The sequence below is a fragment of the Acinetobacter calcoaceticus DSM 30006 = CIP 81.8 genome (assembly GCF_000368965.1).
GTDB lineage: Bacteria > Pseudomonadota > Gammaproteobacteria > Pseudomonadales > Moraxellaceae > Acinetobacter > Acinetobacter calcoaceticus.
The window spans coordinates 418,458-443,809 of the sequence record NZ_KB849779.1 but is presented as its reverse complement, the minus strand read 5'-3'; the positions used below and the strand labels follow the sequence as shown (position 1 = coordinate 443,809).

Below are 25,352 nucleotides of genomic sequence, written 5' to 3'. Positions count from 1 at the left end.
ATAGTGTGATTATGGTTTGATCAGACCATACCGAATCGCAAGATGAGTTAGTTTAACGTCACTATCGATGGCGAGTTTTTCAAAAATACGGTAGCGGTAAGTATTCACCGTTTTGACACTTACAAAAAGTTTGTCCGCAATTTCTTGAGCGCTAATACAATTTACAACCATCATTGCAACTTGCATTTCTCGTTCGGATAGGGCGTCAAAAGGTGATTGTTGTGTGTCAGACAGATAAGAGCTCGCCAACTGCTCAGCAATATCTGCACTGAAGTATTTACCACCTTGCATGACTTTGTTGATTGCTCGAACCATTTCTGTAATTGGAGCACCTTTCGTGATGTAGCCTTTAGCTCCTGCTTTAAGCAAAAGAGAAGGGTAAGGTTCTTCTGATAAGCCACTTACAGCAATAACTTTTGTATCTGGTGCGGTTTGTAGTAAACGACGTGTTGTTTCTACGCCCCCGATGCCTGGCATGTTGACATCAAGTAGCACAACTTGAGGATGTTTCTGACGAACAATAGCAATTGCTTCTTCACCCGATTCGGCTTGTCCAATGACCTCTACATCGGCATGATCTTCTAACATACGGCAAATGCCTGTACGTACAAGTTCATGGTCATCCACAACTAAAACTGTAATCAAGAAGACCTCCTTTCTTTCAAAAAACAAGTTTTTTGTTACATAAAGCAAAATTAGCTTGCAATGGAATGACAAAATTAGCAATCCTATTCTTATATAGTGAGCGAATAGTTGTGCACAATTGTGTCGGTAAAAGCGTTATACCTTATACCTCAAATGTAAGGCATAATTATAGTAAGCGCAAATGTGTATCACCCTGAGTCGAGTATTGTGCCGTGAAAAATTCTAAAAAGTCTTTAATACATGTGCTGAGCATGTCTATTTTGCTTAGTTTGAGTTCAACAAGCTTTGCAGAACTCGTCAATAACCCGTCCTCAGGGAGTGGTGGGAGTGCAAGTTTAAATTGGTCTTCAGCTGACGCTAGCCAACTTTTGAATGATGAAGATGATGAGCCAACTATACAAGGGTCAACATCTGTAACTACAACTTTACGTGGTGGTAATGCACCCAAAGTTGTGGCATCTGCACCAAAATTTGCTCAAATCCGCGATACCTCTGGTTACAATGCCCAGCCGAGTGTAAGTGCTCGCGCTGCGTTAGTGATGGATGCGCAAACTGGTGAAGTGTTGTTTAGTAAAAATACGAATGCTTCTGTGCCAATTGCATCTATTACCAAGTTAATGACAGCAGTGGTAACGGCAGATGCCCGTTTAAACATGTCAGAAGAAATTATGCTTGAGCAAATTGATTTTGCGGGAGCAAACGGTAAAAATTCAAGTTCAACACTCCGTGTTGGCGACAAGATGAACCGTGCAGAAGTGTTGTTGTTTGCTTTAATGAAGTCTGAAAATCCGGCAGCGGCTGCTTTAGCGCGTACTTATCCGGGTGGTCGTCCTGCATTCGTTGCTGCAATGAACTCTAAAGCACGTGCTTTAGGTATGAACGCAACTCATTATTATGAATCTACAGGCTTAGATCCGCGCAATGTATCTTCTGCGCGTGACTTAGGGATTTTGGCGAGTACAGCATCTCAGTATGGTTTGATTCGTCAATTTTCAACCACACCAACTTATGATTTCAACTTGGGTTATCGCGTATTGAAATCTAATAATACCAATGCTCTAGTGCGTAATGGTGGTTGGAATATTAACTTGTCTAAAACGGGTTATATCAATGAAGCAGGTCGCTGTGTTGTCATGCATACGACTGTAAACTCACGTCCAGCAGTGATTGTATTGCTTGGTGAGCCAAGTTCGCAAGCACGTAATAATGATGCAACTAACCTATTGAGTTGGTTAAGTAATTTACCAAAACGTATTTAATTTAATTATTCTAAAAACGCTTCGATCAAGAAGCGTTTTTTTTTATAGCTATTAAAAAAGACATAAAAAAACGGCTGTGTTGAACAGCCGTTTTTATGAAAACTCAGATTTTACATGTTAGATAAAATCGAATCTTTTACTTGGCTCATTGTTGCATCAATTGACAACATGACTGCATCAGCACATTGTTTGATTGCAGTATCTGGGTCTTTCAAGCCATTACCAGTCACTGTACATACAATTACAGAACCTTCAGCAATTTTACCTGCTTTAATGTCACGAATCGCACCACCGATAGAAGCAGCAGATGCTGGCTCAACAAATACGCCTTCATACATAGAAAGTAAGCGCTGAGCTTCTAAAATTTCGCTGTCTTGAAGTTCATCAAACCAGCCTTTAGAGTCGCGTACTACCGCTTTAGCATGGTTCCAGCTTTGTGGATTACCAATACGGATTGCAGTTGCAACTGTTTCTGGGTTTTCAACTGGAGCACCACGTAAGAATGGAGCTGCGCCAGAAGCCTGATAACCTACCATTGTTGGTAAACCTTCAGGTTTTGGACCAGTAAACTGATCTGTTGCTGCGTCATAAATCACTTGTTCAAACTGATCAGCAGGTTGATTTGCTACCGCTTCAGTATAGCCCATCCAGTGAGCTGTGATGTTACCTGCGTTACCTACAGGTAAGCAGTGATAATCAGGTGCACGGCCTAAAGCTTCAACGATTTCGTAAGCAATGGTTTTTTGACCTTGCAAACGGTAAGGGTTGATTGAGTTTACAATCGTTACAGGCGCTTGATCAGCGACTTCTTTTACAAGACGCATACCATCATCGAAGTTACCACGGATTTGCATAGTGATCGCACCATACATCATCGCTTGCGCCATTTTACCCATCGCAATTTTGCCTTCTGGAATCAAAACAAATGCTTTGATACCTGCACGTGCAGCATAAGCAGCAGCAGCAGCAGAAGTGTTACCAGTAGATGCACAGATAATCGCTTTAGAGCCTTCTTCAACCGCTTTGGTTACAGCCATGGTCATACCACGGTCTTTAAATGAACCAGTTGGGTTTAAACCCTCATATTTCACATAAATTTCAATATCTTTGCCAATAATACGTGGAATATTCTCTAGTTTAATGAGCGGGGTGTTGCCTTCACCCAAAGAGATAGCACGAGTAGTTGCCGAAACTGGCAAACGGTCACGATAACGATCTACAAGACCAGTATAACGATTGGCATTAGACATGATGGTGTTCCAATTAGAGGTGAAGCGGGAGAGGGAATCTTTCCCTCAACCTGATTAACTATCGAGCGATTCTAAACGAATTCTTACGATTTCGCCACGAATTGCAGGTAAGGCTTGAATTTGTGCAAGTGCCTCATCCATTTTAGATTCGACGATTGGATCGGTGAGAATCACGATTGGAATAAGGTCTTTTAAACGAGATTGTTGCATGATGGCATCAATACTAATTCCAGCACGGCTTAAGATTGTAGTGACATCTGCAAGTACGCCAGTTTGATCTTCGGCATTTAAGCGGATGTAATAACCTGTGGTCATTTCTTCACGGCTTAAAATTGGCACATTTGTTAATGCTTCAAAAGCAAGTTGAGGAATCGTCCCCGCACCATCTTCGGTATAAGAAATATCACGGACAATATCAATTACATCTGCAACAACAGCAGAAGCAGTTGGACCAGCACCAGCACCAGCGCCGTAATAGAGTGTAGGGCCTACAGCATGTGCTTGAACTAAAACGGCATTTTTAACACCATTTACATTCGCAATAAGCTGCTCATCTGGAATGAGTGTTGGGTGAACACGTAACTCAATACCTTTTTCAGCACGGCGGGCAATACCTAAGTGTTTAATGCGGAAACCGAGATCCTCGGCATATTTCACATCTTGTGCAGTAATTTTGCTAATACCTTCGGTATAGACTTTATCGAACTGAAGCGGAATACCAAAAGCACAAGACGCTAAAATGGTAAGTTTGTGCGCAGCATCGATACCTTCAACGTCAAACGTTGGATCTGCTTCTGCATAACCAAGTTCTTGAGCTTCTTTTAATACATCATCAAATGCACGACCTTTCTCACGCATTTCGGTCAGAATAAAGTTGCCTGTGCCGTTAATGATACCTGCCAACCATTGAATATGGTTTGCAGCAAGACCTTCACGGATGACTTTAATAATTGGAATACCGCCAGCAACTGCTGCTTCATAAGCGATTTGTACAGCATTATCTTCAGCTGCTTTAAATAGTTCGTTGCCATGTTCAGCGAGTAAAGCTTTATTTGCAGTAACGACTTGTTTGCCGTGTTTGATCGCTTCCATGATGACTTCGTAAGCAGGGTGTATACCACCCATCACTTCAACAACCATATCAACATCTGGTTGACGAACGATATCAAGTAAATCTGCGCTTTGTTTAATCCCTTCTAATTCGAGATCTGGACGAGGGCGGCGTGTTCCAACGTGGGTAATTTGAATTTCTCGACCGGTGCGACGTTTAATTTCAGCGGCATTTTCTTGTAGTAGTTTAAGGGCTCCTCCACCTACGGTTCCTAGACCGAGTATTGCCAGGCGAACTGGTTTCACGTCACACTCCATTCATCATTTAATCATTTAGTTGAAGCTAGATCATAGCTAAAAAAAACGCCAGACTCTAGCGCTTTTAGTGCCTGTTCAATGAATTAAAGTGCGATGTTTGGAAAACAAGAGTAGATCAGTCTTTAAACACAGGTGGATAAAGTATTAATTATTGAAAAAACAAAGCGCTGCAATAAGAGCAGCGCTTTTCTTAAGAGATAGATGATTAATCATTCATCAGCTTAAAGGATGTTATTTATCCAGACGTTTAATTAATTCATCTGGTGTTAGATATCCACCCAAGTACTCGCCATCAGCATTGTAAATAGCAGGTGTACCATTTACACCCATATTCAAGCCAAGTTGATATTGCTCTCGAACAGGGTTTTTACATTGAGCAGGTGGAATGTTGATACCTTGTACTGCTTGATTAAAGGCAGCTTTACGATCTGCACTACACCATACAGCTTCCATGGTCGGCATAAATTGTTCGCCGCGTGGCCAAGCGATATAGCGTATCTCAATACCCTTTTCATTAATTTCGGGTATGTGCTCATGTAGCTTATGGCAATAAGGGCAGCTTGCATCGGTAAACACATAGATCACGTGCTTAGCCTTGCCTTTTGCAGGGTAGACAATAAGATCTTCATTTTTTAAAGCGGCAAGATGCTTTTTATTTTCTGATGCTTGAAGTGAGTCACCAATATTATGAAGCTCTTTGCCTCCTAAGCGGATAACATCACCTTGAATTAAATATTTACCATCACTTGTTGTATAAACTGATGTCATCCCTTCAAGATTCACCCAATATAAATTTGGAACTTCAGTCGGTTTAATATCTAAAATTTTGGCGTTGATATTTGCATTCTTAAATTGTTTTTGCAAAGTTTCGATTAAACGCTGCTTGGCATTACGCTCGATAATGGTTGAAGCTTCCCCTGTAGCAGGTGCAGTCGCTGTGAGCGCATCTTCTTTTTGTGGTTTGTTTTCTTTAGAACAAGCACTGAACAAAAGGCTAGATGCCAAAGTACAGGCAAGAAAAATTTGAGAGCGGGTAAAAGACATAGATAACCCTTATTTCATCAGTATTTATAGTCAGAAGCTGCTAAGCATACCAAAAAATCTAACGTGTATTGTTAAAACTTTCTTAACCTTTGTGAACGAAATCAAACGATTGATATGAAATACTTGCGTGGAGCTTGAAAGCTTTATCATCCTCTAGGGTGATGTTTTTCATGTAATTGTTGCATTCTGACTTGTGCTACATGTGTATAGATTTGTGTTGTAGATAAATCGCTATGACCCAGTAACATTTGCACGACGCGTAAGTCTGCGCCGTGATTGAGCAGATGCGTTGCGAATGCATGGCGTAAGGTGTGAGGGGAGAGTTCAGCTTGAATATTGGCTTGTAGCGCATAGCGTTTAATGGCATACCAAAAGTTTTGTCGACTCATAATCCCGCCATGTTGGGTTAAAAAGAGATAGTCAGTCGAGCTTTTATAGAGTTGAGGCCGAGCATTATTCAAATAGCGTTCTACCCACTCACAGGCAAATTGTCCTAGTGGCACCAAACGTTCTTTATTGCCTTTACCTGTAACACGTAAATAGCCTTGTTTTAAATTAATGAGTTCCAGACGCAAGTTAAGTAATTCTGAAACACGCAAACCACATGCATAAAGCACTTCAAACATTGCTCGGTCACGTAAGCCAAGTGCTGTATTGATATCTGGTGCTTGAATCAGTGATTCGACATCTTCTTCAGATAGATCTTTAGGTAATGCTCGCCCAATTTTAGGAGAGTGGTGGGTCGCAACCGGATTGTCACTCCGTAACTTCTGTTCACGTAAAAATTTGTAAAACTGACGTAGGGCAGATAAACACCGTGCAATTGAGCGGGGACTTTTTCCTGCTTTTGTCAGTTCAATAAGAACATCGGCAATATCATCACTTGACCATTGTGGAAGAGCATTTTTTTTATGGAGTTCGCTGCATTGAATGAGGTCAGATAAATAAGCATTACGTGTATGTGGACTAACAGTCTGTGCAACGAGATAGTCGCGAAAACCTTGTAAAAAGCTTAAATGTTCTGGAATTTGAACAGGGCTTGGAATACGCGGTTTTTTATTTAACATACACTACATCCTCTAAACCTCTGTACTGTAAAAGAAACTTTAAGGTTTGTCGATTAAACTGAATAGGAAGTGAAATTTAACCTTATTTGGTAATTATTCTCATTTATATGTATACTAGAAAAAAAGGTTTAGGATCGGATGCGGTGCGTTTATCAGCTTTAAAAGTGAAGCAAGCGGCGACCATCAGCAAAGTGAATCGGATATCAGTAGAGTCCGAGCAGCAGGATTTGGTCGCAATTCGTTTGGAAAGTCTGGGCTTTGTTCCAGGCACACGAGTGGAAGTGATTACCAAGGGTATTTTTGGTGGTGATCCGATCTTGATCCAAATTGGCTTTACTCGTTTCGCTTTGCGTAAAGCAGAAGCGGACAAAATCGAAATTCAAGTAGAAGAAGGAGTACCCGCATGAGTGATGCGTTACGTATTGCCCTTGTGGGAAATCCAAACTGTGGTAAAACCTCTCTTTTTAACCATTTAACTGGAACTCGACAAAAAGTCGCAAACTATGCGGGCGTAACGGTCGAGCGTAAAGTAGGTCATTTTCAGTTACCTTCAGGGCGTGCAGTGCGTGTACTCGATTTACCGGGTACATATAGTCTAAATGCAACCAGTCCTGATGAGGTTATTACCCGTGATGTTTGCTTGGGTAAGATCGCCGAAGAAGGTCAGCAAGATGCTTTTTTATGTGTAGTCGATGCGACTAACTTAAAATTGCATTTAGGGCTAGTGCTCGAAATGATCGAGCTTGGCCGTCCGATTTTGCTTGTACTGAATATGATGGATGAAGCGCGTCGTCGTGGCATCCAAATTAATACTCAAAAGTTGTCTCAACGTTTGGGCGTAGCAGTCGTTGAAACAGTTGCTGTTCGTAATGCGGGTATTGAAAATTTATTACATGCCCTTGATCAAGAAAAATACAGTGTGCCACAAACAGAACTGAGTGGTTTGACTGGGACGCATCATCAAAAAATCGATATGATTTTTAAAGATGTTGTTCAATATGTCGATCAGGGAGATAAGCGTACTGATTTTCTAGATCGAATTTTCTTACACCCAGTTTTAGGCCTACTTAGCCTTGCCCTCATGATGTTTATTGTGTTTCAGGCAGTTTTTGCCTGGGCAGCTCCATTCATGGATGGCATTGAAGGCTTCTTCGGCTGGTTGGGTGAAGTAATAGGAAGCGTGATTACACAGCCCCTACTGCATAGTTTGGTTGTTGACGGAATTATCGCGGGTGCAGGTGGCGTAGTTGTGTTCTTGCCACAAATTTTAATCTTGTTCTTCTTCATTTTAGTATTAGAAGAATCAGGTTATTTACCGCGTGCAGCATTCTTGCTTGATAAATTAATGTTTCAAGCTGGCTTAAGTGGGCGAGCTTTTATTCCTTTACTTTCAAGCTTTGCCTGTGCAGTACCGGGAATTATGGCAACGCGTAGTATTAGTGACCCTCGTGATCGTTTTACGACCATTATGGTTGCACCTTTAATGACCTGTTCGGCACGTTTACCCGTATATGCTTTGCTGATTGCGGCCTTTATTCCAGAGAAAATGATCTGGGGTATTTTCAACTTACAAGGTCTGGTGCTATTTGGTCTGTATATGGCTGGTATTGTGAGTGCTCTTTGCGTTTCATTTTTAATGAAGTTTTTGCAAAAAGATAAGTCACAGCATGCTTTACTGCTAGAGCTGCCGAGTTATCGTTTCCCCGATTTAAAAAGTGTGGGAATTGGTTTGCTGGATCGCGCGAAGATCTTCTTGAAACGTGTCGGTGGAATCATTTTTGCGCTTTCTATTTTGCTCTGGTTTTTGTGTACTTTCCCACAGCCACCAGAAGGGGCGACATTACCTGCGATAGATTATAGTTTTGCCGGTATGCTCGGACATCTTATTCAACCTGTATTTGCTCCAATTGGTTTTAACTGGCAAATCTGTATTGCTTTAATTCCAGCAATGGCAGCTCGTGAAGTTGTAGTGGCAGCATTAGGTACAGTTTATGCCTTGTCTGCAACGAGTGACGATGCTGTAGCTCAAGGTTTGTCACATCTGATTAGTGCAGATGGCTCGGGTTGGTCTTTTGCAACAGGATTATCGCTTTTAGTGTGGTTCATTTATGCTCCACATTGTTTGGCCACATTGGCAACGGTACGACGTGAAACAGGTTCATGGAAACATGTTGCTGTCATGACTGCATATCTGTTCGGCTTGGCTTATTTGGCATCGTTTGTTACCTATCAAATTGCTTCCCACTATTGGGGTTAAGGCAAGAAAGGAGGTTGTACATGATTCAATATCTGATTATTGCGGTTTTAGTGAGTTGGAGTGCTGTTGTTGTTTTTAAGAAAGTATTTCCAAAAACAGCAAATTCAGTCTTTTCTACACTCTCTTCACTTTGTGAAAAGCAGGGTTGGACAACCTTGGCAAAATGGCTTAAGCCAAAAATGACCTTTGGCTGTGCTGGCGGCTGTGGTTGCTCAAGTGAAGATAAACCTACGAATACAGTTCAAGAAATTAAGCCGATTAAATGGCAATAAATTTAGTATTTCTTGTTTCGTCTAAAAAGCCATCATATTGATGGCTTTTTTACGCACTGACACAAAAAAAGATGAATAAAGTTCAAACTGAAAAAGCATTCAAAACAGCAAAGTGCTAACATTTTTGCCATTCTGTCGATTGATAAATTGTGGGGCAAAAATGTTAATACAACGTGGTGGATTAAAAGTTGTCGCAGGCTTGGGAATATCAGGCGTTTCTGCTGTTAATTTCCTGCATGAACAAGGCTACCAAGTTGCAGTAACGGATTCTCGTCCCACGCCCCCTGGTTATGACCAGATTCCAGCTGGCGTTAAAACCAGTTTCGGTCAACTTGACCAAGAATTATTATTACAAGCAGAAGAAATTATTTTAAGCCCAGGCCTTGCACCGCAATTACCAGAAATTCAGGCAGCTATTGCTCAAGGGATTTCAGTTGTAGGCGACATTCAATTATTACGCCGTGCGACCGAAGTACCTATTGTGGCGATTACGGGTTCTAATGCGAAAAGTACAGTAACGACTTTAATTGGCTTAATGGCTAAAGATGCAGGTAAGAAAGTTGCTGTTGGTGGAAACCTTGGACGCCCAGCTCTAGACTTACTAAAAGATCAACCAGAGTTGCTTGTACTTGAGCTATCAAGTTTTCAGTTAGAAACCACATCTCATTTAAATGCTGAGGTTGCTGTGGTTCTGAACATGAGTGAAGATCACCTAGATCGTCACGGCGATATGTGGGGTTATCACCAAGCAAAACACCGTATTTTCCAAGGCGTTAAAAAAGTCATATTTAACCGTGATGATGCTTTAAGTCGTCCTCTTGTTCCTGATACAACACCAATGCAAAGCTTTGGTCTAAATGCTCCAGACTTAAATCAATATGGTGTTTTAAGAGATGGTGATGGTGCGCTTTGGCTTGCGCGAGGCCTACAGCGTTTAATTAAAAGCTCGGATTTATATATTCAAGGCATGCACAACGTAGCCAATGCTTTAGCTTGTTTGGCGCTAGGTGAAGCAATTGGCTTACCGATGGAATCTATGCTTGAAACGTTAAAACAGTTTAAAGGATTAGAGCACCGCTGTGAGTATGTGAGAACTGTACATGATGTGCGTTATTACAATGACTCTAAAGGGACTAACGTTGGTGCTACACTTGCAGCAATTGATGGTTTAGGTGCTGCAATTGAGGTTAAAAAGGGTAAGGTTGCCTTGATTTTGGGTGGACAGGGCAAAGGTCAAGATTTTGCTCCATTACGTTCTTCTATCGAAAAATATGCCAAAGTTGTGGTATTGATTGGTGAGGATGCTTCAGTCATTGAACAATCAATTCAGGGTGCAACCAAAATTTTGCATGCAGCAACGCTCAAAGAAGCTGTAGAGCTGTGTCAACGTGAAACACAAGCTGAAGATGTGGTGTTGTTATCACCAGCCTGTGCAAGTTTTGATATGTTTAAAAGTTATAATGACCGTGGTCAGCAGTTTGTTGCCTGCGTCAATTCGTTGGTTTAAAGAAAACATGATTAGGAATGTAGTATGGCAGGCTTAGCTCAGACCACAATCCAGAAAATCAATCATTGGTATGAACGGATATTGCCTAAATGGCCAGCGGAAGTGACGCCACGTAATGTCCTGATTTTCTGTGTCGTTGCATTATTGTGTATCGGTTCAGTGATGGTCGCATCTGCTTCGATGCCCTATGCTGAATATATGCATGAAAACCCGTTTCACTATGTGATTCGTCATGGTATTTCGATTGTCGCTGCGGCTGTGGTGGCTTATTTGACCTATCGGATATCACTTAATACGTGGTTTAAAAATACTTTCCCGTTGTGGTTGTTGACGATGGTTCTTTTGCTTGCTGCTTTAGTAGTGGGTTCAGAAGTCAATGGTTCTACACGTTGGATTAAGATCGGTGGCTTTACTTTGCAGCCAACCGAGGTTGCCAAAGTCATGATGGCAATCTTTACCGCAGACTACGTTGTGCGCCGTGCCAAAGAGGTTCGTACTCATTGGAAAGGCTTATTGCGTTTAAGTGGGGTTATGGCAATCACGGTCGGTTTGATTATTGCTGAGCCTGACTTGGGTGCTACGATCGTAATTGTATTGATGATGGTTGGTGTGTTCTTTTTAGCTGGTGCGCCGCCAACACAGTTCTTAATTATGTTGGGTGCGATTGTAACCGGTATTGTCTTTTTAATTTTGTTTGAGCCTTACCGTTTCCAGCGTTTGATTTCATTTACTGACCCTTGGGCAGATCCATTAGGGGTTGGTTACCAGTTATCAAATGCGTTAATGGCCTTTGGCCGTGGTGAATGGTTTGGTACAGGCTTAGGGCACAGTGTACAAAAGCTATCTTATTTGCCAGAAGCACATACTGACTTTATGTTGGCAGTGTTAGGCGAAGAGTTCGGTTTCTTTGGTATTTCGATTGTCATTATATTATCTTTCTCGATGCTAGCATGCTGTATCAAAATTGGTCATCGTGCATTGAAACATCATTACCTTCGCGCAGGTTATTTGGCTTACGGCATTAGTATTATTTTCTTGCTCCAGATCTTGGTAAATGCGGGTATGAATATGGGGTTGATGCCAACTAAAGGTTTGACTCTGCCATTTATTAGTTATGGTGGTACATCTTTAATGATGTGTGCTGCGATGATTAGCTTGATCTTAAAGATTGATGCTTCAACACAAGAAGTTAACCCAGAAAGGGAAGAATCAAACTTCTAGTTGAGTATTTAGGTATTAAAAAACCCGATTTGATATCGGGTTTTTTTATTTATAGATATGTTCCACTCAGCTGCTCTACATGTGGAATTAAATCTACATTCCACTGCGCTACTGCTTGTTTAAGCATAACTTTAGGCTGGTCTAAATCAACGTTAGGTTGTCCTAGTGCTTGTATTGCTTGTTGCAGCAATTGAGGAGCTTTTGACAAATCGAGTGCTTGAGCAAGGTTTTGCTTAGAAAGCTTTTGCCCTTGATCGTTCATGGCGAGGGGGAGGTGCATATAGCTTAGTTTAGGGTAACCTAGGAGCTCACCAAGCCAGATCTGCCGTTCAGTATTATCTAATAGGTCTGCGCCTCGAACGACATGGGTAATGCCTTGCAGATAATCATCAACAACTACGGCAAGTTGATAGTTAATAATCCCGTCACGGCGTTTAAGAACAAAGTCTCCAAGGTCGTGTTGCAGATTAGAGCAATGAATTCCTTGTAGTCGGTCATCAAAACAGATCTGTTGATCTTGAACTTTTACCCGAATCGCTTGTCCTTGAAAATCAAGCCCTAGATTGCGGCAAGTTCCGGCGTAGATTGCATTTGAACCCAGCATTTTGCGCGTACATTGACAAGCATAGATAAGACCCTCTTTTTTAAGTTGGTCTAATACGCTTTCATAAATGTCTAAACGGTTTTTTTGAAAGATGATTTCTGCATCGGGTTCGAACTGGAAGGCTTCCAGTGATGTGAGAATATGATCTTCACTGCCGGGATAAATACGAGGGATATCTGTGTCTTCGACACGAACGAGCCATGTGCCATGATGGGCCTTTGCATCACAATAACTGGCAACGGCAGTAATGAGTGATCCAAAATGCAAAGGGCCGGTTGGCGATGGCGCAAACCGGCCTGAATATGCAAAGCTAGGTTTCTCTTTAAGAGTTACCTCGGTCATATTAACCGTTATTTTGCTTCTCTTTGATTTCTGCCAAAGTTTTGCAATCAATACATAAAGTTGCCGTTGGACGTGCTTCTAAACGACGTAAGCCGATTTCGATACCACACGTTTCACAGAAACCATAGTCTTCATTTTTAATGGCTTCCATAGATTGTTCGATTTTACGAATTAACTTACGTTCACGGTCACGTGTACGCAATTCAATTGCAAACTCTTCTTCTTGGGTAGCACGGTCATTTACATCTGGCAATGCAGTTGATTCGTCTTGCATCGTATTCAACGTACGATCAACTTCAGACATCAATTCAGCTTTCCATGCTTGCAGAATTTGTCGGAAATGCTCGAGCTGTCCTTCAGACATGTACTCTTCATTTTTCTTAGGTTGATAAGGTGCAATACCAAATAAACTTGCAGTTGTGCCTATATCAGAAGTTTTAGGTTTCACTTTACGTGCACGTTTTGCAGAAGCTTTTTCACCTTCCACTACAACTTCTGTATGTTCATCCAAAACTTGGTTGTGGTTGTCATTCGCCATAATAGGGCATTCCTCATCATACACGTATTATCTATACGCAAAAAATATGGTGATATGCAAGTGTTTTTATAGAAAACCATCGATGGATTTTACCATCGGGTCGTCATCATATAGATTTTTCCTGCAAGATGATAGTCATTCCGACCCGTAAATATTTTCAAAACGTGTTTACCCTAGTCATAATTGCATATAAGCATATAAAAAATAGAGCTAATAGCCTGAAATATCAGTATTTATAAGGCCCTGAAAATTTTCAAGACGGAAGACTTCGGTTTCAAAACTACCATCGTTTTTTAGACGAATGTAACGGTAGCCGGGAGCATTTTGGTCTAGGGCAAAGTCATTACTAAACGGTTTAAACTGAACACTGGTCGATGGGGTCGAGAAAAATTCGATTCCTTGCCAAGTGTTGAGTGAGTCTTGGTGAACATGCCCGCAGACTAAAGCTTTTACATTTTTAAATGGAGCTAATGTTGTAAGCAATGCATTAGAATTTTGTAACTTGTGATGATCAATCCATTTGGATTTCATTGCAAAAGGATGATGATGACAAGCCAATAAAACAGGGTTATCTGAAAATTCTTCGAGTAATGTCGCTAAATTTTGTAGTTGTTCTGGTGACAGGTGTCCATCAATCTGACCTTGTACCGCACTATTTAATAAAATAACACGCCAGTTTCCTAAGCCAATCACCACAGGTTCCTGATGGTTTTCTTTATGCAATGGAAAATGGTCAACGTTATCATGATTACCCAGTGTCTGAAAAAATGGCAGACCTAACGTTTGCATATATTGAATATAACGTTTGTACGTAATAGGCGTTGGTGCTTGAGCCAGATCTCCAGTATGGATAATGGCATCAGTTTCAGGATGTTTTTTCAGGATCTGTTGAATAATTGCATGAAAACTTTCTTCAGGATTCATCCCCACAAATTCTAAGTGCGGATACTCCAATAAGTGAGTATCGGTAATTTGTATAATGACATGGTCTTTTTGTGAAAGTGTTGAGACTTGAAAAGTCACCGTCCTACCTCGTCGGATTTTATTATCGTTGTGATGTGTTGAGACAGCCATTGTAATGCCATAATGACAGGAGCATTTCTTAAACGTCCGCTGTCGAGTAACGTCTGGATTTCACTATAATTAAATAAGTGCAGTTGAATATTTTCACCTTCATTATCTACACCAAAAACACCGCCTTCAGCAGGTAAATCGGTTTCGCTAACATAGAGATGAAATAACTCCGAGCACGCACCAGCTGACGGATAAAAGCTAAATAGATGTTGTAAATCCTGAACTGTACACCCTGACTCTTCGAGGCTCTCTCGACGAATACAACTCTCGGGTGTTTCATCACCGTCTAACACGCCTGCGATTATTTCCAGTTGCCATGGAGAGTGAGAGTCATCTAAAGCGCCAACACGAAACTGTTCAATCAATGCGAACTGTTGTTTTTGATCGTTGTAGAGTAGAACACCTGCAGCCTCAGGGCGCTGAATAAGCTCGCGCTGTATTACAGGGGTATATTCAGACTGGTTAAATAGACGATGTCGAAGGCTGACTTTTTCAACCTGAATAAAACCGCGGAATACATATTCACGGGATGTTATTTCGACATCTTCAGATATATAGCTTGGATGTTCAACAATGCTCATGAGCCAGTCAGGATAAAATCTATTTATTTCATCCTAACTGAGAATCATGGCTAGGCAAGTGTTTTTTTTGAATATTTACACTTTGTGATACAGTTTTTGTCCTTGTTCTTGATAAACCTCTTTCATGGTTTTGAGGCCTTCTTCAACCTCTGTATTAATATTGGTGAGGTTGTTGGCATAGTCGCGAACATTCTGGGTGATTTTCATCGAGCAGAACTTTGGTCCACACATTGAGCAAAAGTGTGCAGATTTGTGAGCCTCTTTCGGTAAGGTTTCATCATGCATACTACGAGCTGTGTCAGGGTCCAGACTTAGGTTGAACTGATCATCCCAACGGAATTCAAAACGCGCTTTTGATAAGGCATTATCGCGAACCTGTGCACCCGGATGTCCTTTAGCAAGATCGGCCGCGTGAGCCGCAAGCTTGTAGGTAATAATCCCGTCTTTAACATCTTTCTTATTTGGTAGACCTAAATGCTCTTTTGGTGTGACATAGCAAAGCATCGCCGTGCCGTACCAACCAATCATGGCTGCACCAATTGCAGAGGTAATGTGGTCGTAACCAGGAGCGATATCGGTCGTTAAAGGCCCAAGCGTATAGAATGGCGCCTCTTTACAAACTTCTAACTGCAAGTCCATGTTTTCTTTAATCATGTGCATTGGTACGTGACCAGGGCCTTCAATCATGACTTGAACATCATGTTCCCATGCACGATGAGTGAGTTCACCGAGTGTTTTAAGTTCGCTGAATTGTGCTTCGTCATTTGCGTCTTGGATACAGCCCGGACGTAAACCATCACCTAAGCTAAATGAAACATCGTAGGCTTTCATGATTTCACAGATTTCATCGAAATGTGTGTATAAGAAGTTTTCTTCATGATGCGCTAGACACCACTGTGCCATGATTGAACCACCACGAGACACAATACCGGTCAAACGGTTTGCAGTGAGTGGTACGTAGCGAAGTAATACGCCTGCGTGAATCGTGAAGTAATCAACGCCTTGTTCAGCTTGTTCGATGAGCGTGTCTTTAAAGATTTCCCAAGTCAGGTCCTCTGCAACACCATCCACTTTTTCAAGCGCTTGATAAATAGGTACGGTACCGATTGGAACAGGTGAGTTACGAATAATCCATTCACGTGTTTCATGAATATTTTTACCTGTCGACAAATCCATAATGGTGTCAGCACCCCAACGGGTTGCCCATGTCATTTTGGCAACTTCTTCGTCAATTGAAGAACCAAGTGCTGAGTTACCAATGTTGGCATTAATTTTAACCAAGAAGTTACGGCCAATAATCATTGGCTCAAGTTCTGGGTGATTAATGTTTGCAGGAATAATTGCACGACCTTCAGCAACTTCTTGGCGAACAAATTCAGGTGTAATTTCTTTTAAATTTTTTGCACCAAAATTTTGTCCCGGATGCTGGCGCGTATCAACACCTTCACGCTGGCGCTGATTTTCACGAATTGCAATATATTCCATTTCAGGTGTGATAATACCTTGCTTGGCATAGTGCATTTGAGAGACATTTTTGCCAGCTTTGGCACGGCGTGGATTTTGAATGTGGGCAAAGCGAATATCTGCGGTACGGATATCTTTTAAACGTTCCTGACCAAACGTTGAAGTTAAACCAGAAAGTACGTCAGTATCGTTACGTTCTTCAATCCAGTTTTGGCGAACTGAAGGTAAACCTTTGTCTAAATCAATTTGAACATTTGGGTCGGTATAAACACCTGAAGTGTCATAGACCATAACAGGGGGATTATGTTCGCCACCAAGACCAGTAGGGGTATCGGTGAGAGAAATTTCCCGCATTGGAACCTGAATGTCAGGGCGAGAGCCTTCAATATAAACTTTTTTTGAAGCGGGTAAGATGCGAGTTAAATCTTTTGCATCTTGTTCATGTTGCGCTGAAATTTCAACAGAAGAGAGATTCGTTAACTGGTTCATTACATGATCCTTATGAATAACATCAACGAATCAAGCACGACCAAAAACGATGGCGGATTTATCTTTACTAGATAAATTTGAGGCTTTAGTTTTTAGATGGCTTGATTCCTACGCAGGTCTTAACCTGATCAGGTTCAACGGTACTTGTGATCAAACTTGTGTTGCGATAACACAAAATTTACACAATCTCAGCGAGCTATTACTCGCGCTCCGTCAAGCGAATTACAGACTAACATGATTTAGGTTGGCTGGCATTGTCAATTTGTATCTATACAAACGGCATCTATATGGCAGTCACGATAGACTTCAGTGTTCCATGGCGAATCAAATTTTAATAGCTGCTCAAGTTGTTCATGAGTAATCTGATAATTTGATTTTTTATCGCCATTTTTCTCAGTTAGATCTATTTTAAATTGCTTATTGCGCTCTTCTACAGGCGTGGTAATAAATTTAAGAAATTGCTGGGCAGGTTTCGCTAAACTCGACTGGCTCTGTGTAGATAGAAAACGGATTTGCTCAAGAGCATCTTTATCAAACCATGTGTTCGGTGCATATTCATCTGAAACAGGGGTGTTATCTAGGCCAAAGAAAATAAAATAGCGATATTCGTTAAAGAGTAATTTTGCATCACCAATAAAGTGGCTCTTTGGATATTTTTGAGTAAATTTTTCCCAAAAAAGTGCTCGTTCAGTAAGTTCCTTCCATGAAACAGCCAAAGCACCATCGTTATAGAAAATATCCTGATTGTCTTTGGCCATACGAGTTAAGAACTCTTTTTGGTCCACGGTTAAGGCTTTAGAAAAAACATCGACTAGATAGTTTGGCTGACGTCTATAAGTAAACATGCCTTCACCTTGATAAAGGAGGTCAATATTGGCTTCACCATTATGTTGAAGTAGGTATTGGTCACGTGGACTAAGTTGGTCGAATAATTTTTTCTGGCTTTGGATGACTTTCTTAGGGTCTCGTTGTTTTTGTTCTAAAACAGCATAGCCAAAAGCTTCAAAAGCTCTGGCTGTTTTGTCAGTGTAGTCTTGCTTTAGAAAACGTTGATACATGGTAGTTGATGCGTTAATAAGCTTAAGCTGTTCATCATTTTTTAAAGATGGCACACATGCTTTTAGCTTCTCATTAATTTGATTTAAGTCTTCTATTTTACTGTTCTGATTAATCTTCTGTATTGCGGCATTGATCTGTATGCAGCCGTTATCTGGTTTGCTTACAGGCTTTTGTACAGTTGATTTTTGCTCTTTAGAAACAGCTTGATCTTGCTGCGATGTTTTATTACATCCAGATAAAAGTAGGGCGCTGCACACACTCATCATTAGAAATTTTTTCATCATTGTATTTTTATCGAAGTGAACATTGCTCAAATTATAACTCGGAAAAAGATTGCATCATTGTTAGAAATCTTTATTATTAGGTAGATCGGTCTACTTAAAAACAAAACTATGAATGATAAAACAGCGAGACAGAAAATTCTCGATGCAGCAGCAACTTTGTTTTATAACGATGGCATTACTGCAACTGGAATTAACTCGGTTACGGCAAAAGCAGATGTTGCTAAGATGTCGCTTTACAATAACTTTTCTTCAAAAGGTGAGCTTGTTGATGCCTACATTGCTGCGCGGCATCAGGAGTGGCTTAATCTTTATCAAAAACGTTTAGAACAAACGAAATCAGCTACAGAAGCTATTTTGGCAGTGTTTGATGCCTATCAAGACCATGCAGAATTTGCCTATGAAAAAGGCTTTCGAGGATGTGGGTTATTGAATGCTGCGGCTGAGTTTCCAGCGAATAGCGCAGGACGAAGTGCGGTAAGACAGCATAAAGAAGAAGTTGAGGCTATTGTTGCTGAACATTTAAAAAAATTAATACCAGACTCGCAGCGCGTTAGCTACGTGGCTACACAGCTTTCCTTTCTTTTAGAAGGTTCTATGGCAAGAGCAGGGTTGGAAGGAAGTAGTCGTCAACTCCTCTTAGCAAAACAAATGGCAGAAGATCTTCTAAAGAGAGAAGGCCAACATGATTAGCCTCATTAAAAATAGTAGTTATGGCGGCACAATTGCAATTTTAGTTGCCTCTGTTTTATGGGGAACAACAGGTACTGCAGCCGCATTTGCACCAACACTTGGACCACTCGCTATTGGTGCTGTGGCTATGGGGGGCGGAGGTCTTTTGCAAGCTTTGGTTGCATCGCGGGCTATTCGAGAAAACCGTCAATTTATAAAGCAAAACCTTCTAATACTGCTTTTAGGGGTTGCGGCAGTTGGTATTTATCCTTTGGCCTTTTATTCCTCAATGCATTATGCAGGAATTACGATTGGCACCGTGGTTTCTATTGGTGCAGCGCCACTGATCGCAGCAATTTTAGAACGATTCTTTGATCGGAAGTCTTTGTCAGCGATCTGGTTCTTAAGTTTTATTTTTGGTGTTATTGGCGTAAGTTTGTTATCCATGGGTGAAAACCATGCGCTCCAAGAGGGTACAAATGAATGGAATAAAATCTTCGGTATTTTTCTTGGGCTTGTCGCGGCTACAACTTATTCACTTTATTCATGGGCTGCTAAAAGATTAATAGATCGGGGTGTTGCTGCTAAAGCTGCAATGGGCATGATTATGGGTGGTGGGGCAGTTATTTTGCTTCCTACTTTACTGGTTACAGGTGGAGGGTTGTTGCAAAGTTCAACCAATTTACTTGTTGCTGGTTATATGATGCTGATTCCTATGTTTTTGGGTTATTTACTTTTTGGCTTTGGTCTAAAAACAGTAAATGCCAGTAAAGCGACGACCTTAACTTTATTTGAACCTTTAGTTGCCGCGCTTTTTGCAATCGTGCTGATTGGTGAGCATATTTCATGGGTGGGATGGATAGGCATGTTTTTGATTTTCATTTGTATTTTAATATTGTCAAAAAATGAGAACGCTTAAAAAACTAAAACTTTTAATGGCTTGAGTTTGCTTGGAATTTTTCTTAGTCTTAAAGGCAAGTTTTATCGTTGATTTGAACAATGAAAATAAAATTAATGGTCGCTGTTGGCCTTTGGAGTTTTGCATCTTCCAGTTTTGCTCTAGATTTAGTTGAAGCATATGAGCGCGCAAAACAAAATGACCCGACATGGCAAGCCAATCAACAACAATTTGAAGCAGATCAACTTAATTTAGGCTTGGCAACTGGTGCCTTATTACCAACCGTCACATTGTCTGGAAATATTACTCGTAATCGGCAAACGGTGAAGCGTTCTAATTTTCCTGGAGTTGATCAGGAAGGGCTTTCAGATGCCTTGGTGAGTAATACGTCTACTACTCGTCAAGCGACTTTAACTGCACGTCAGCCACTATTTCGAATGGATGCTTGGGAAGGTTATAAGCAAGTTAAAACTTCGGTTGCCTTAAGTGAAATCACTTTAAGGCTGCAGAAACAAGATCATGTTTTAAATGTAGCAGAAGCCTATTTTAATGTGCTGCGTCAGCAGGCATTAAGCGTTGCATACTTACAAGAAGAAAAAGCTTTGCTTGAGCAACTCAATATGATGAATGCCAAGCTCAAAGAGGGTTTGGTGGCGCGTAGTGATGTGAGTGAGGCAAATGCTCAATATCAAAATGCCAGAGCCAATCGTATTTCAACCAATGTTCAATTACTTTTAGCGCAAGAACAACTTTCCGAATATATTGGTGCTTATCAAGATAAGCTTGCAGTATTGCGTGGTGATTTTAATTTTCAAAAGCCGTATCCAGCCCAGCTTAATGATTGGCTTTCTTTGGCCCAGCAAAAAAATCTAAAGATTCAACAAGCACGTTTACAGCAACAATATAGCGAAGATCAGCGCCGTGTGGAAAAAGCTGCGCTTTATCCTCAAATAGATGCTGTGGCGAGCTATGGTTATACCAAACAGACCCCAGAGACCCTCATCTCGACTGATGGAAAATTTGATCAGGTCGGTGTGGAAATGAACTGGAATTTATTTAATGGTGGGCGTACACGAACATCCATTAAAAAAGCGACTGTAGAGGCCAGTAAAGCTCAGGCACAACTTGATGCAGCTATTCGCCGTGCCAATGTTGATGTGAAAAGTGCCTTTATGCAGGTAGATACAGACCAGGCAAAACTCGAAGCACGAAAAGCTGCCATGGATTCATCTTCGCTTGTTTCTCAAGCTTCAAAAGCGAGTTATAACGAAGGCTTAAAAAGTATGGTTGATGTTTTATTGGCGCAGCGTAATGCTTTTTCGGCAAAACAGGATTATCTTAATAGTCAGTATGACTACTTATTGAATGTACTTCGGTTAAAAGCTGCGGTGGGCCAGTTAGGCGAAAAAGATCTGGTCGAATTAAACAGCTGGCTAACCTATCAGTGAGCAAAAAAAGCTTTTATCTGAATTTTAATTTTGTCATAAAAACTTAATGATTGCTGTGTTCTAATGCTCAATCATTTTATTCCTGCGCCATCATGTTGGAGGCTTCCCTTGAGTCCAAGTAATCCGGTGTTAAGCCATCATATTTCTTCTCAATTTAATGAAGATTTGCAAGATGTAAACACAAAGTTCATGACCATGGGTGGCTTGGTCGAACAACAGGTGGCGAACGCAATTCATGCCTTGCTTGATACAGATGCAAATTTAGCGATTGATGTTCAATTTAAAGATAACGCCGTCAATCAATATGAACGTGATATTGATGAAGGTCTTACGCTAATTTTGGCACGTCGCCATCCGGCAGCGATCGACTTGCGTATGGTTATTGCGATGAGCAAAGCCAATACTGACCTTGAGCGTATTGGTGATGAAGCTGCAAAAATTGCCCGTATTGCGCAAAACCTCTGTGAAGAAGGTGGTTCTCCACGTGGCTATATGGAAACTCGTCATATTGGTAACCAAGTTCGTGTCATGATTCATGATGCACTTGATGCTTTTGCGCGTTTAGATGCAGATCAAGCTTTGCGTGTGCTTTTAGCCGATGCAGATATTGACCGTGAATACCAGTCAGCAACACGTACTTTAATGACTTATATGATTGAAGATCCACGTCATATTGCTCGTGTAATTAATGTGATGTGGGTGTTACGTTCTTTAGAGCGTATTGGTGATCATGCCCGTAACATTGCTGAGCAAGTGATTTACATGGCAAAAGGCTTTGATGCCCGCCATACCAAAATTGAAGAAATTGAAGCCAAAGTCCACGAAAAGTAATCTTAAGCTGAAATATTTAAAAGCCTTGTTTGAAACAAGGCTTTTTTATTTTTTTAAATAATAGATAAAAAAATGTCCCGAACTTTGGGGGAAGTTCAGGACAGAAAATCAAGTGCATAAACACGACAGGGATCGTGTTCTTCTTGCTATGAATTGATATTAAGTTCTTCGCTTTTTTATGTCATGTAGAGTCCTGTTCGCTCTATGTAAGGCTTTTTATGCTTGTGTAAGTTTCACGTAAAAAAAGGCGGGTCTATGTATATAGACCCGCCTTTTTAATGATGAGTAAGCTGAAACAAACCGATTATTCTGGTTTCCAGCCTTCAGCTTTTTCTACGCTTTCATCATTATTGAAAAACTTCTCACGTTGTTCCTCAAGAAACTTCTTCGCTTCTGGTTCAAACACATTTAGGCGTTTTTCATTAATTAGCGTTGTTTGGTGTTGTAACCATTCTTGCCATGCTTGCTTAGAAACATTTTCAAAAAAATCTTGGCCTTTAGCACCAGGGAAAGGAGCGAAGTCTAGACCTTCCATTTCCTTTTGATATTTGCGGCAAAATACTTGTCGACTCATGTTTTATCCTTAAGCGTATAACTGTTCTAAACGTTTGTGGGCACGAGCAATTGCGGCTTCTACTTGTTTTGGTGAAGTTCCACCAATATGATCACGTGCATTTACTGAAGCTTCTAGTGTTAGAGCTTTATCAAACACATCTGCTGTGATTAAGTCAGAGAATTGTTGTAATTGCTCAAGCGTTAATTCAGATAAATCTTTTTCTTCAGCTACGCCTAATGCAACTGCTTTACCTACAATTTCATGCGCATCACGGAAAGCAACGCCTTTTTTCACTAAATAGTCAGCAAGATCGGTTGCAGTAGAGAATCCACGAAGTGCAGCTTCACGCATAATTTCAATATTTGGAACTAATGCAGGAATCATGTCTGCGAAAGCCATAAGTGAACCACGAACCGTATCAATTGCATCAAATAAAGGTTCTTTATCTTCTTGGTTGTCTTTGTTGTACGCCAATGGTTGACCTTTCATGAGCGTAAGTAAGCTAATTAAGTCACCAAATACACGACCTGATTTACCACGGATCAGTTCAGGAACATCTGGGTTTTTCTTCTGTGGCATGATTGAAGAACCAGTACAGAAACGATCAGGAATATTCACAAATTTGAACTGTGCAGAAGTCCAAAGAATCAGTTCTTCTGACATACGTGATAAATGCATCATAATTAAAGACGCAGCTGCATTAAACTCAATGGCAAAGTCACGGTCAGATACAGCATCAAGTGAGTTTTCACATACAGCTTCAAAACCTAATAGTTCTGCTGTGTAAGCGCGGTCAATCGGATAAGTTGTGCCAGCAAGAGCGGCAGAACCAAGTGGCAGACGGTTGACACGCTTACGGCAATCTTGAAGACGCTCAGAGTCACGCACTAACATTTCAAACCATGCTAACAGGTGATGACCAAAAGTCACTGGCTGTGCAGTTTGTAGGTGGGTGAAGCCAGGCATAATGGTGTTTACATTTTTGGCAGCCAAGCCTAACAAGCCTTTTTGTAAGCGCTCTAATAATTTTAAAATGTCATCAATTTCGTCACGTAGGTAAAGACGAATATCGGTTGCAACCTGATCGTTACGGCTACGCCCAGTGTGTAATTTTTTACCAGTAATACCAATACGTTGAGTCAAACGTGATTCAATGTTCATGTGAACATCTTCAAGATCGATGCGCCATTCAAAGGTTCCAGCCTCAATTTCTGAGCGAATGGTGCTTAAACCTTCAATAATATCATCGCGTTCTGCTTCTGTGAGTACGCCAACTTTCGCAAGCATGGTAGCATGCGCAATCGAACCAGCGATGTCTTGTTTATAAAAACGCTGGTCAAACTGAACAGAGGCGGTAAATTCGGCTACAAAAGCATCCGTCGCTTCAGAAAAACGACCACCCCACATACCTGAGGTTTGGTCTGGGGTTACTGAATTAGGGGGATTTGAAGATGTGGTCATGGTGGCTCAGTAAAATAAAAAAGAGTATATCACTTGCCGAAGCTCAACAAACAAAGTTGTTTCCTACAGCATACCGAAATCAAAATTCCTCCTATTTTTTTACGAAAAACGGTCGTTGGCAACACTTATTCGAATTAATTATCGCAAGTAACATTTTGGCACTGGTTTTGGCACTGGCTGAAGCTCAGTCATGGCAAGCATTAAGCGGTGGACGTCTTTTACAGTACATCGTTTTTATTAACTGGGTAATATTGTCGTTTTTTGCCTTGGTTGAACGCTTTCAGCATTTTTTTAGTGGGTTACGTCAAGAATTTGCCTTGGCTATCGGTTTTGTCATGCTGCAAGCTATTGTTGTTTTGACGACCTTAATAAGTAATTTTTTTCAGTTTGGTCTTTTAAATAAACATGCTTCTTTAACACAGGGCTGGAGCACTTATTTTAGCAATGTGCCTTTATATCTAAGCTACGGGATATTACTGGGGGCTTTCTGCTTGCGCTATCTCTATGTGAGAGAGCAATGGCTACATCAACAATATGCAGAGTTAAATGCCCGTATTCAGGCTATGCAAGCGCGGATTCATCCCCATTTTTTATTTAATAGTTTAAATAATGTGGTGAGCTTAATTGCGATAGACCCAGATAAAGCAGAAGGTATGTTGATTAGCCTGTCACGTTTATTTCGCGCAAGCTTCCAAGAATTGAAATTGGTGAGTCTGCATGAAGAAATCGAGTTGAGTAAACAATATTTAATGATTGAGCAGGTACGTTTGGGAGAGCGTTTAAAAGTAGATTGGAAAATTGAACTTTCACCTGTGCAACTGAAACAGATCACCATTCCTTTATTGACATTACAACCTTTGTTAGAGAATAGTATTTTTCATGGGGTAGAACCAATGATGGGTAAGGCAACCATAGGGGTATTGGTTGAAATATTGCAAAATCAGGTCAGTATAGTCATTACCAACCCATATACAGACGATACAATAAATTCACGGAAAGGGCATGGAATCGCGCTTGAAAATGTAAAACAACGCCTGAAAGCATATTATGGGAACTCCGTTAGATTTCAGGTTTATAAAGGTGAAACCTTATATACCACCATTATGAGCTATCAATATCAAACAAAATAATAAGTTAGTCAGAGTTAACCATAAAAAAATGGAT

General features: G+C 40.8%; 24 protein-coding genes and 1 riboswitch. Of the genes, 11 read left to right on the top strand and 13 right to left on the bottom strand.

Annotated features, from left to right (window positions below):
* Positions 1-9: 9 nt before the first annotated feature.
* On the bottom strand, positions 10-645 hold the full coding sequence (gene gacA, locus F936_RS04485) for a response regulator transcription factor GacA (protein WP_003654436.1): 636 nt from the start codon (positions 643-645) through the stop codon (positions 10-12).
* A gap of 212 nt (positions 646-857) precedes the next feature.
* Between gacA and pbpG the strand changes: the two genes are divergently transcribed.
* Complete coding sequence (gene pbpG / locus F936_RS04480; protein ID WP_003654437.1) at positions 858-1,904, top strand: D-alanyl-D-alanine endopeptidase PBP7/8; 1,047 nt, start codon at positions 858-860, stop codon at positions 1,902-1,904.
* 110 nt (positions 1,905-2,014) lie between these two features.
* Here the strand turns inward: pbpG and thrC are convergent, their stop codons facing one another.
* The 4 genes from thrC to xerD all read right to left on the bottom strand — a co-directional run bounded on the left by thrC (position 2,015) and on the right by xerD (position 6,633).
* Positions 2,015-3,154, bottom strand: coding sequence for a threonine synthase (thrC, locus tag F936_RS04475; protein WP_005045225.1), 1,140 nt, complete (start codon positions 3,152-3,154; stop codon positions 2,015-2,017).
* A 54-nt stretch (positions 3,155-3,208) separates the two neighbouring features.
* The gene (locus tag F936_RS04470; RefSeq protein WP_004640662.1) at positions 3,209-4,510 is read right to left on the bottom strand and encodes a homoserine dehydrogenase; all 1,302 of its coding nucleotides are present in this window, start codon (positions 4,508-4,510) and stop codon (positions 3,209-3,211) included.
* A 243-nt stretch (positions 4,511-4,753) separates the two neighbouring features.
* Positions 4,754-5,566, bottom strand: a complete 813-nt coding sequence (locus F936_RS04465) for a DsbC family protein (RefSeq protein ID WP_005045223.1) — start codon at positions 5,564-5,566, stop codon at positions 4,754-4,756.
* Positions 5,567-5,712: 146 nt separating this feature from the next.
* Positions 5,713-6,633 (bottom strand): site-specific tyrosine recombinase XerD, encoded by a 921-nt coding sequence (gene xerD / locus F936_RS04460; protein ID WP_004640667.1) that lies wholly within the window; start codon positions 6,631-6,633, stop codon positions 5,713-5,715.
* A 143-nt stretch (positions 6,634-6,776) separates the two neighbouring features.
* On the opposite strand from xerD, the gene F936_RS04455 reads away from it, so the two are divergent.
* The 5 genes from F936_RS04455 (at position 6,777) to ftsW (ending at position 11,890) form a co-directional block, all read left to right on the top strand.
* Positions 6,777-7,040, top strand: coding sequence for a FeoA family protein (locus F936_RS04455; protein ID WP_016801736.1), 264 nt, complete (start codon positions 6,777-6,779; stop codon positions 7,038-7,040).
* Positions 7,037-8,890 (top strand): ferrous iron transporter B, encoded by a 1,854-nt coding sequence (feoB, locus tag F936_RS04450; protein WP_005045220.1) that lies wholly within the window; start codon positions 7,037-7,039, stop codon positions 8,888-8,890. Before F936_RS04455 ends, feoB begins: the two co-directional genes overlap by 4 nt.
* Before the next feature lie 20 nt (positions 8,891-8,910).
* A complete protein-coding gene (locus F936_RS04445; protein WP_005045218.1) occupies positions 8,911-9,162 on the top strand; it encodes a DUF6587 family protein in 252 nt (83 codons plus the stop codon).
* Between the two features lie 160 nt (positions 9,163-9,322).
* Positions 9,323-10,669, top strand: a complete 1,347-nt coding sequence (gene murD / locus F936_RS04440) for a UDP-N-acetylmuramoyl-L-alanine--D-glutamate ligase (RefSeq protein ID WP_005045216.1) — start codon at positions 9,323-9,325, stop codon at positions 10,667-10,669.
* Positions 10,670-10,693: 24 nt separating this feature from the next.
* On the top strand, positions 10,694-11,890 hold the full coding sequence (gene ftsW / locus F936_RS04435; RefSeq protein WP_003654449.1) for a putative lipid II flippase FtsW: 1,197 nt from the start codon (positions 10,694-10,696) through the stop codon (positions 11,888-11,890).
* Between the two features lie 49 nt (positions 11,891-11,939).
* Here ftsW and gluQRS read toward each other — a convergent pair whose 3' ends face one another.
* The 6 genes from gluQRS to F936_RS04405 all read right to left on the bottom strand — a co-directional run bounded on the left by gluQRS (position 11,940) and on the right by F936_RS04405 (position 18,325).
* Complete coding sequence (gene gluQRS / locus F936_RS04430; RefSeq protein ID WP_005045214.1) at positions 11,940-12,836, bottom strand: tRNA glutamyl-Q(34) synthetase GluQRS; 897 nt, start codon at positions 12,834-12,836, stop codon at positions 11,940-11,942.
* Between the two features lies 1 nt (position 12,837).
* On the bottom strand, positions 12,838-13,374 hold the full coding sequence (dksA, locus tag F936_RS04425) for an RNA polymerase-binding protein DksA (protein ID WP_004640678.1): 537 nt from the start codon (positions 13,372-13,374) through the stop codon (positions 12,838-12,840).
* Between the two features lie 210 nt (positions 13,375-13,584).
* Positions 13,585-14,397, bottom strand: coding sequence for a 3',5'-cyclic-AMP phosphodiesterase (gene cpdA / locus F936_RS04420; RefSeq protein WP_005037307.1), 813 nt, complete (start codon positions 14,395-14,397; stop codon positions 13,585-13,587).
* Positions 14,394-15,029 carry an NUDIX domain-containing protein gene (locus tag F936_RS04415; RefSeq protein WP_005045212.1) on the bottom strand — a complete coding sequence of 212 codons (636 nt, stop codon included), beginning with the start codon at positions 15,027-15,029 and terminating at the stop codon, positions 14,394-14,396. The genes cpdA and F936_RS04415 overlap by 4 nt, the downstream gene beginning before the upstream one ends.
* 75 nt (positions 15,030-15,104) lie before the next feature.
* On the bottom strand, positions 15,105-16,982 hold the full coding sequence (gene thiC, locus F936_RS04410; RefSeq protein WP_003654459.1) for a phosphomethylpyrimidine synthase ThiC: 1,878 nt from the start codon (positions 16,980-16,982) through the stop codon (positions 15,105-15,107).
* Positions 16,983-17,070: 88 nt separating this feature from the next.
* Positions 17,071-17,205: riboswitch (TPP riboswitch) on the bottom strand.
* 34 nt (positions 17,206-17,239) lie between these two features.
* On the bottom strand, positions 17,240-18,325 hold the full coding sequence (locus F936_RS04405; RefSeq protein ID WP_017390010.1) for a hypothetical protein: 1,086 nt from the start codon (positions 18,323-18,325) through the stop codon (positions 17,240-17,242).
* A gap of 108 nt (positions 18,326-18,433) precedes the next feature.
* Here F936_RS04405 and F936_RS04400 point away from each other — a divergent pair, with 108 nt between their 5' ends.
* The 4 genes from F936_RS04400 to phoU all read left to right on the top strand — a co-directional run bounded on the left by F936_RS04400 (position 18,434) and on the right by phoU (position 22,171).
* Complete coding sequence (locus F936_RS04400; protein WP_005045209.1) at positions 18,434-19,015, top strand: TetR/AcrR family transcriptional regulator; 582 nt, start codon at positions 18,434-18,436, stop codon at positions 19,013-19,015.
* Positions 19,008-19,913, top strand: coding sequence for a DMT family transporter (locus F936_RS04395; protein WP_005045207.1), 906 nt, complete (start codon positions 19,008-19,010; stop codon positions 19,911-19,913). Before F936_RS04400 ends, F936_RS04395 begins: the two co-directional genes overlap by 8 nt.
* A gap of 80 nt (positions 19,914-19,993) precedes the next feature.
* A complete protein-coding gene (abuO, locus tag F936_RS04390) occupies positions 19,994-21,340 on the top strand; it encodes a multidrug efflux outer membrane protein AbuO (protein ID WP_005045205.1) in 1,347 nt (448 codons plus the stop codon).
* 108 nt (positions 21,341-21,448) lie between these two features.
* Positions 21,449-22,171 carry a phosphate signaling complex protein PhoU gene (gene phoU, locus F936_RS04385; RefSeq protein WP_003654470.1) on the top strand — a complete coding sequence of 241 codons (723 nt, stop codon included), beginning with the start codon at positions 21,449-21,451 and terminating at the stop codon, positions 22,169-22,171.
* A gap of 304 nt (positions 22,172-22,475) precedes the next feature.
* Here phoU and F936_RS04380 read toward each other — a convergent pair whose 3' ends face one another.
* Together F936_RS04380 and argH are read right to left on the bottom strand one after the other, a co-directional pair.
* The gene (locus F936_RS04380; protein WP_000089995.1) at positions 22,476-22,745 is read right to left on the bottom strand and encodes an oxidative damage protection protein; all 270 of its coding nucleotides are present in this window, start codon (positions 22,743-22,745) and stop codon (positions 22,476-22,478) included.
* A 9-nt stretch (positions 22,746-22,754) separates the two neighbouring features.
* A complete protein-coding gene (gene argH / locus F936_RS04375; RefSeq protein WP_003654474.1) occupies positions 22,755-24,188 on the bottom strand; it encodes an argininosuccinate lyase in 1,434 nt (477 codons plus the stop codon).
* On the opposite strand from argH, the gene F936_RS04370 reads away from it, so the two are divergent.
* Positions 24,179-25,318 carry a sensor histidine kinase gene (locus tag F936_RS04370; RefSeq protein WP_005045201.1) on the top strand — a complete coding sequence of 380 codons (1,140 nt, stop codon included), beginning with the start codon at positions 24,179-24,181 and terminating at the stop codon, positions 25,316-25,318. The genes argH and F936_RS04370 overlap by 10 nt on opposite strands.
* Positions 25,319-25,352: the final 34 nt, after the last annotated feature.

Excerpts from the sequence above, each read along its gene's own strand:
- F936_RS04465 (WP_005045223.1), bottom strand. The coding sequence starts at position 5,566 with ATGTCTTTTACCCGCTCTCAAATTTTTCTTGCCTGTACTTTGGCATCT.
- xerD (WP_004640667.1), bottom strand. The coding sequence starts at position 6,633 with ATGTTAAATAAAAAACCGCGTATTCCAAGCCCTGTTCAAATTCCAGAA.
- F936_RS04445 (WP_005045218.1), top strand. The coding sequence starts at position 8,911 with ATGATTCAATATCTGATTATTGCGGTTTTAGTGAGTTGGAGTGCTGTT.
- abuO (WP_005045205.1), top strand. The coding sequence starts at position 19,994 with ATGAAAATAAAATTAATGGTCGCTGTTGGCCTTTGGAGTTTTGCATCT.
- gluQRS (WP_005045214.1), bottom strand. The coding sequence starts at position 12,836 with ATGACCGAGGTAACTCTTAAAGAGAAACCTAGCTTTGCATATTCAGGC.
- F936_RS04405 (WP_017390010.1), bottom strand. The coding sequence starts at position 18,325 with ATGATGAAAAAATTTCTAATGATGAGTGTGTGCAGCGCCCTACTTTTA.
- feoB (WP_005045220.1), top strand. The coding sequence starts at position 7,037 with ATGAGTGATGCGTTACGTATTGCCCTTGTGGGAAATCCAAACTGTGGT.
- thiC (WP_003654459.1), bottom strand. The coding sequence starts at position 16,982 with ATGAACCAGTTAACGAATCTCTCTTCTGTTGAAATTTCAGCGCAACAT.
- F936_RS04400 (WP_005045209.1), top strand. The coding sequence starts at position 18,434 with ATGAATGATAAAACAGCGAGACAGAAAATTCTCGATGCAGCAGCAACT.
- thrC (WP_005045225.1), bottom strand. The coding sequence starts at position 3,154 with ATGTCTAATGCCAATCGTTATACTGGTCTTGTAGATCGTTATCGTGAC.
- dksA (WP_004640678.1), bottom strand. The coding sequence starts at position 13,374 with ATGGCGAATGACAACCACAACCAAGTTTTGGATGAACATACAGAAGTT.
- ftsW (WP_003654449.1), top strand. The coding sequence starts at position 10,694 with ATGGCAGGCTTAGCTCAGACCACAATCCAGAAAATCAATCATTGGTAT.
- F936_RS04370 (WP_005045201.1), top strand. The coding sequence starts at position 24,179 with ATGTGGTCATGGTGGCTCAGTAAAATAAAAAAGAGTATATCACTTGCC.
- F936_RS04415 (WP_005045212.1), bottom strand. The coding sequence starts at position 15,029 with ATGAGCATTGTTGAACATCCAAGCTATATATCTGAAGATGTCGAAATA.
- murD (WP_005045216.1), top strand. The coding sequence starts at position 9,323 with ATGTTAATACAACGTGGTGGATTAAAAGTTGTCGCAGGCTTGGGAATA.
- argH (WP_003654474.1), bottom strand. The coding sequence starts at position 24,188 with ATGACCACATCTTCAAATCCCCCTAATTCAGTAACCCCAGACCAAACC.
- F936_RS04380 (WP_000089995.1), bottom strand. The coding sequence starts at position 22,745 with ATGAGTCGACAAGTATTTTGCCGCAAATATCAAAAGGAAATGGAAGGT.
- F936_RS04395 (WP_005045207.1), top strand. The coding sequence starts at position 19,008 with ATGATTAGCCTCATTAAAAATAGTAGTTATGGCGGCACAATTGCAATT.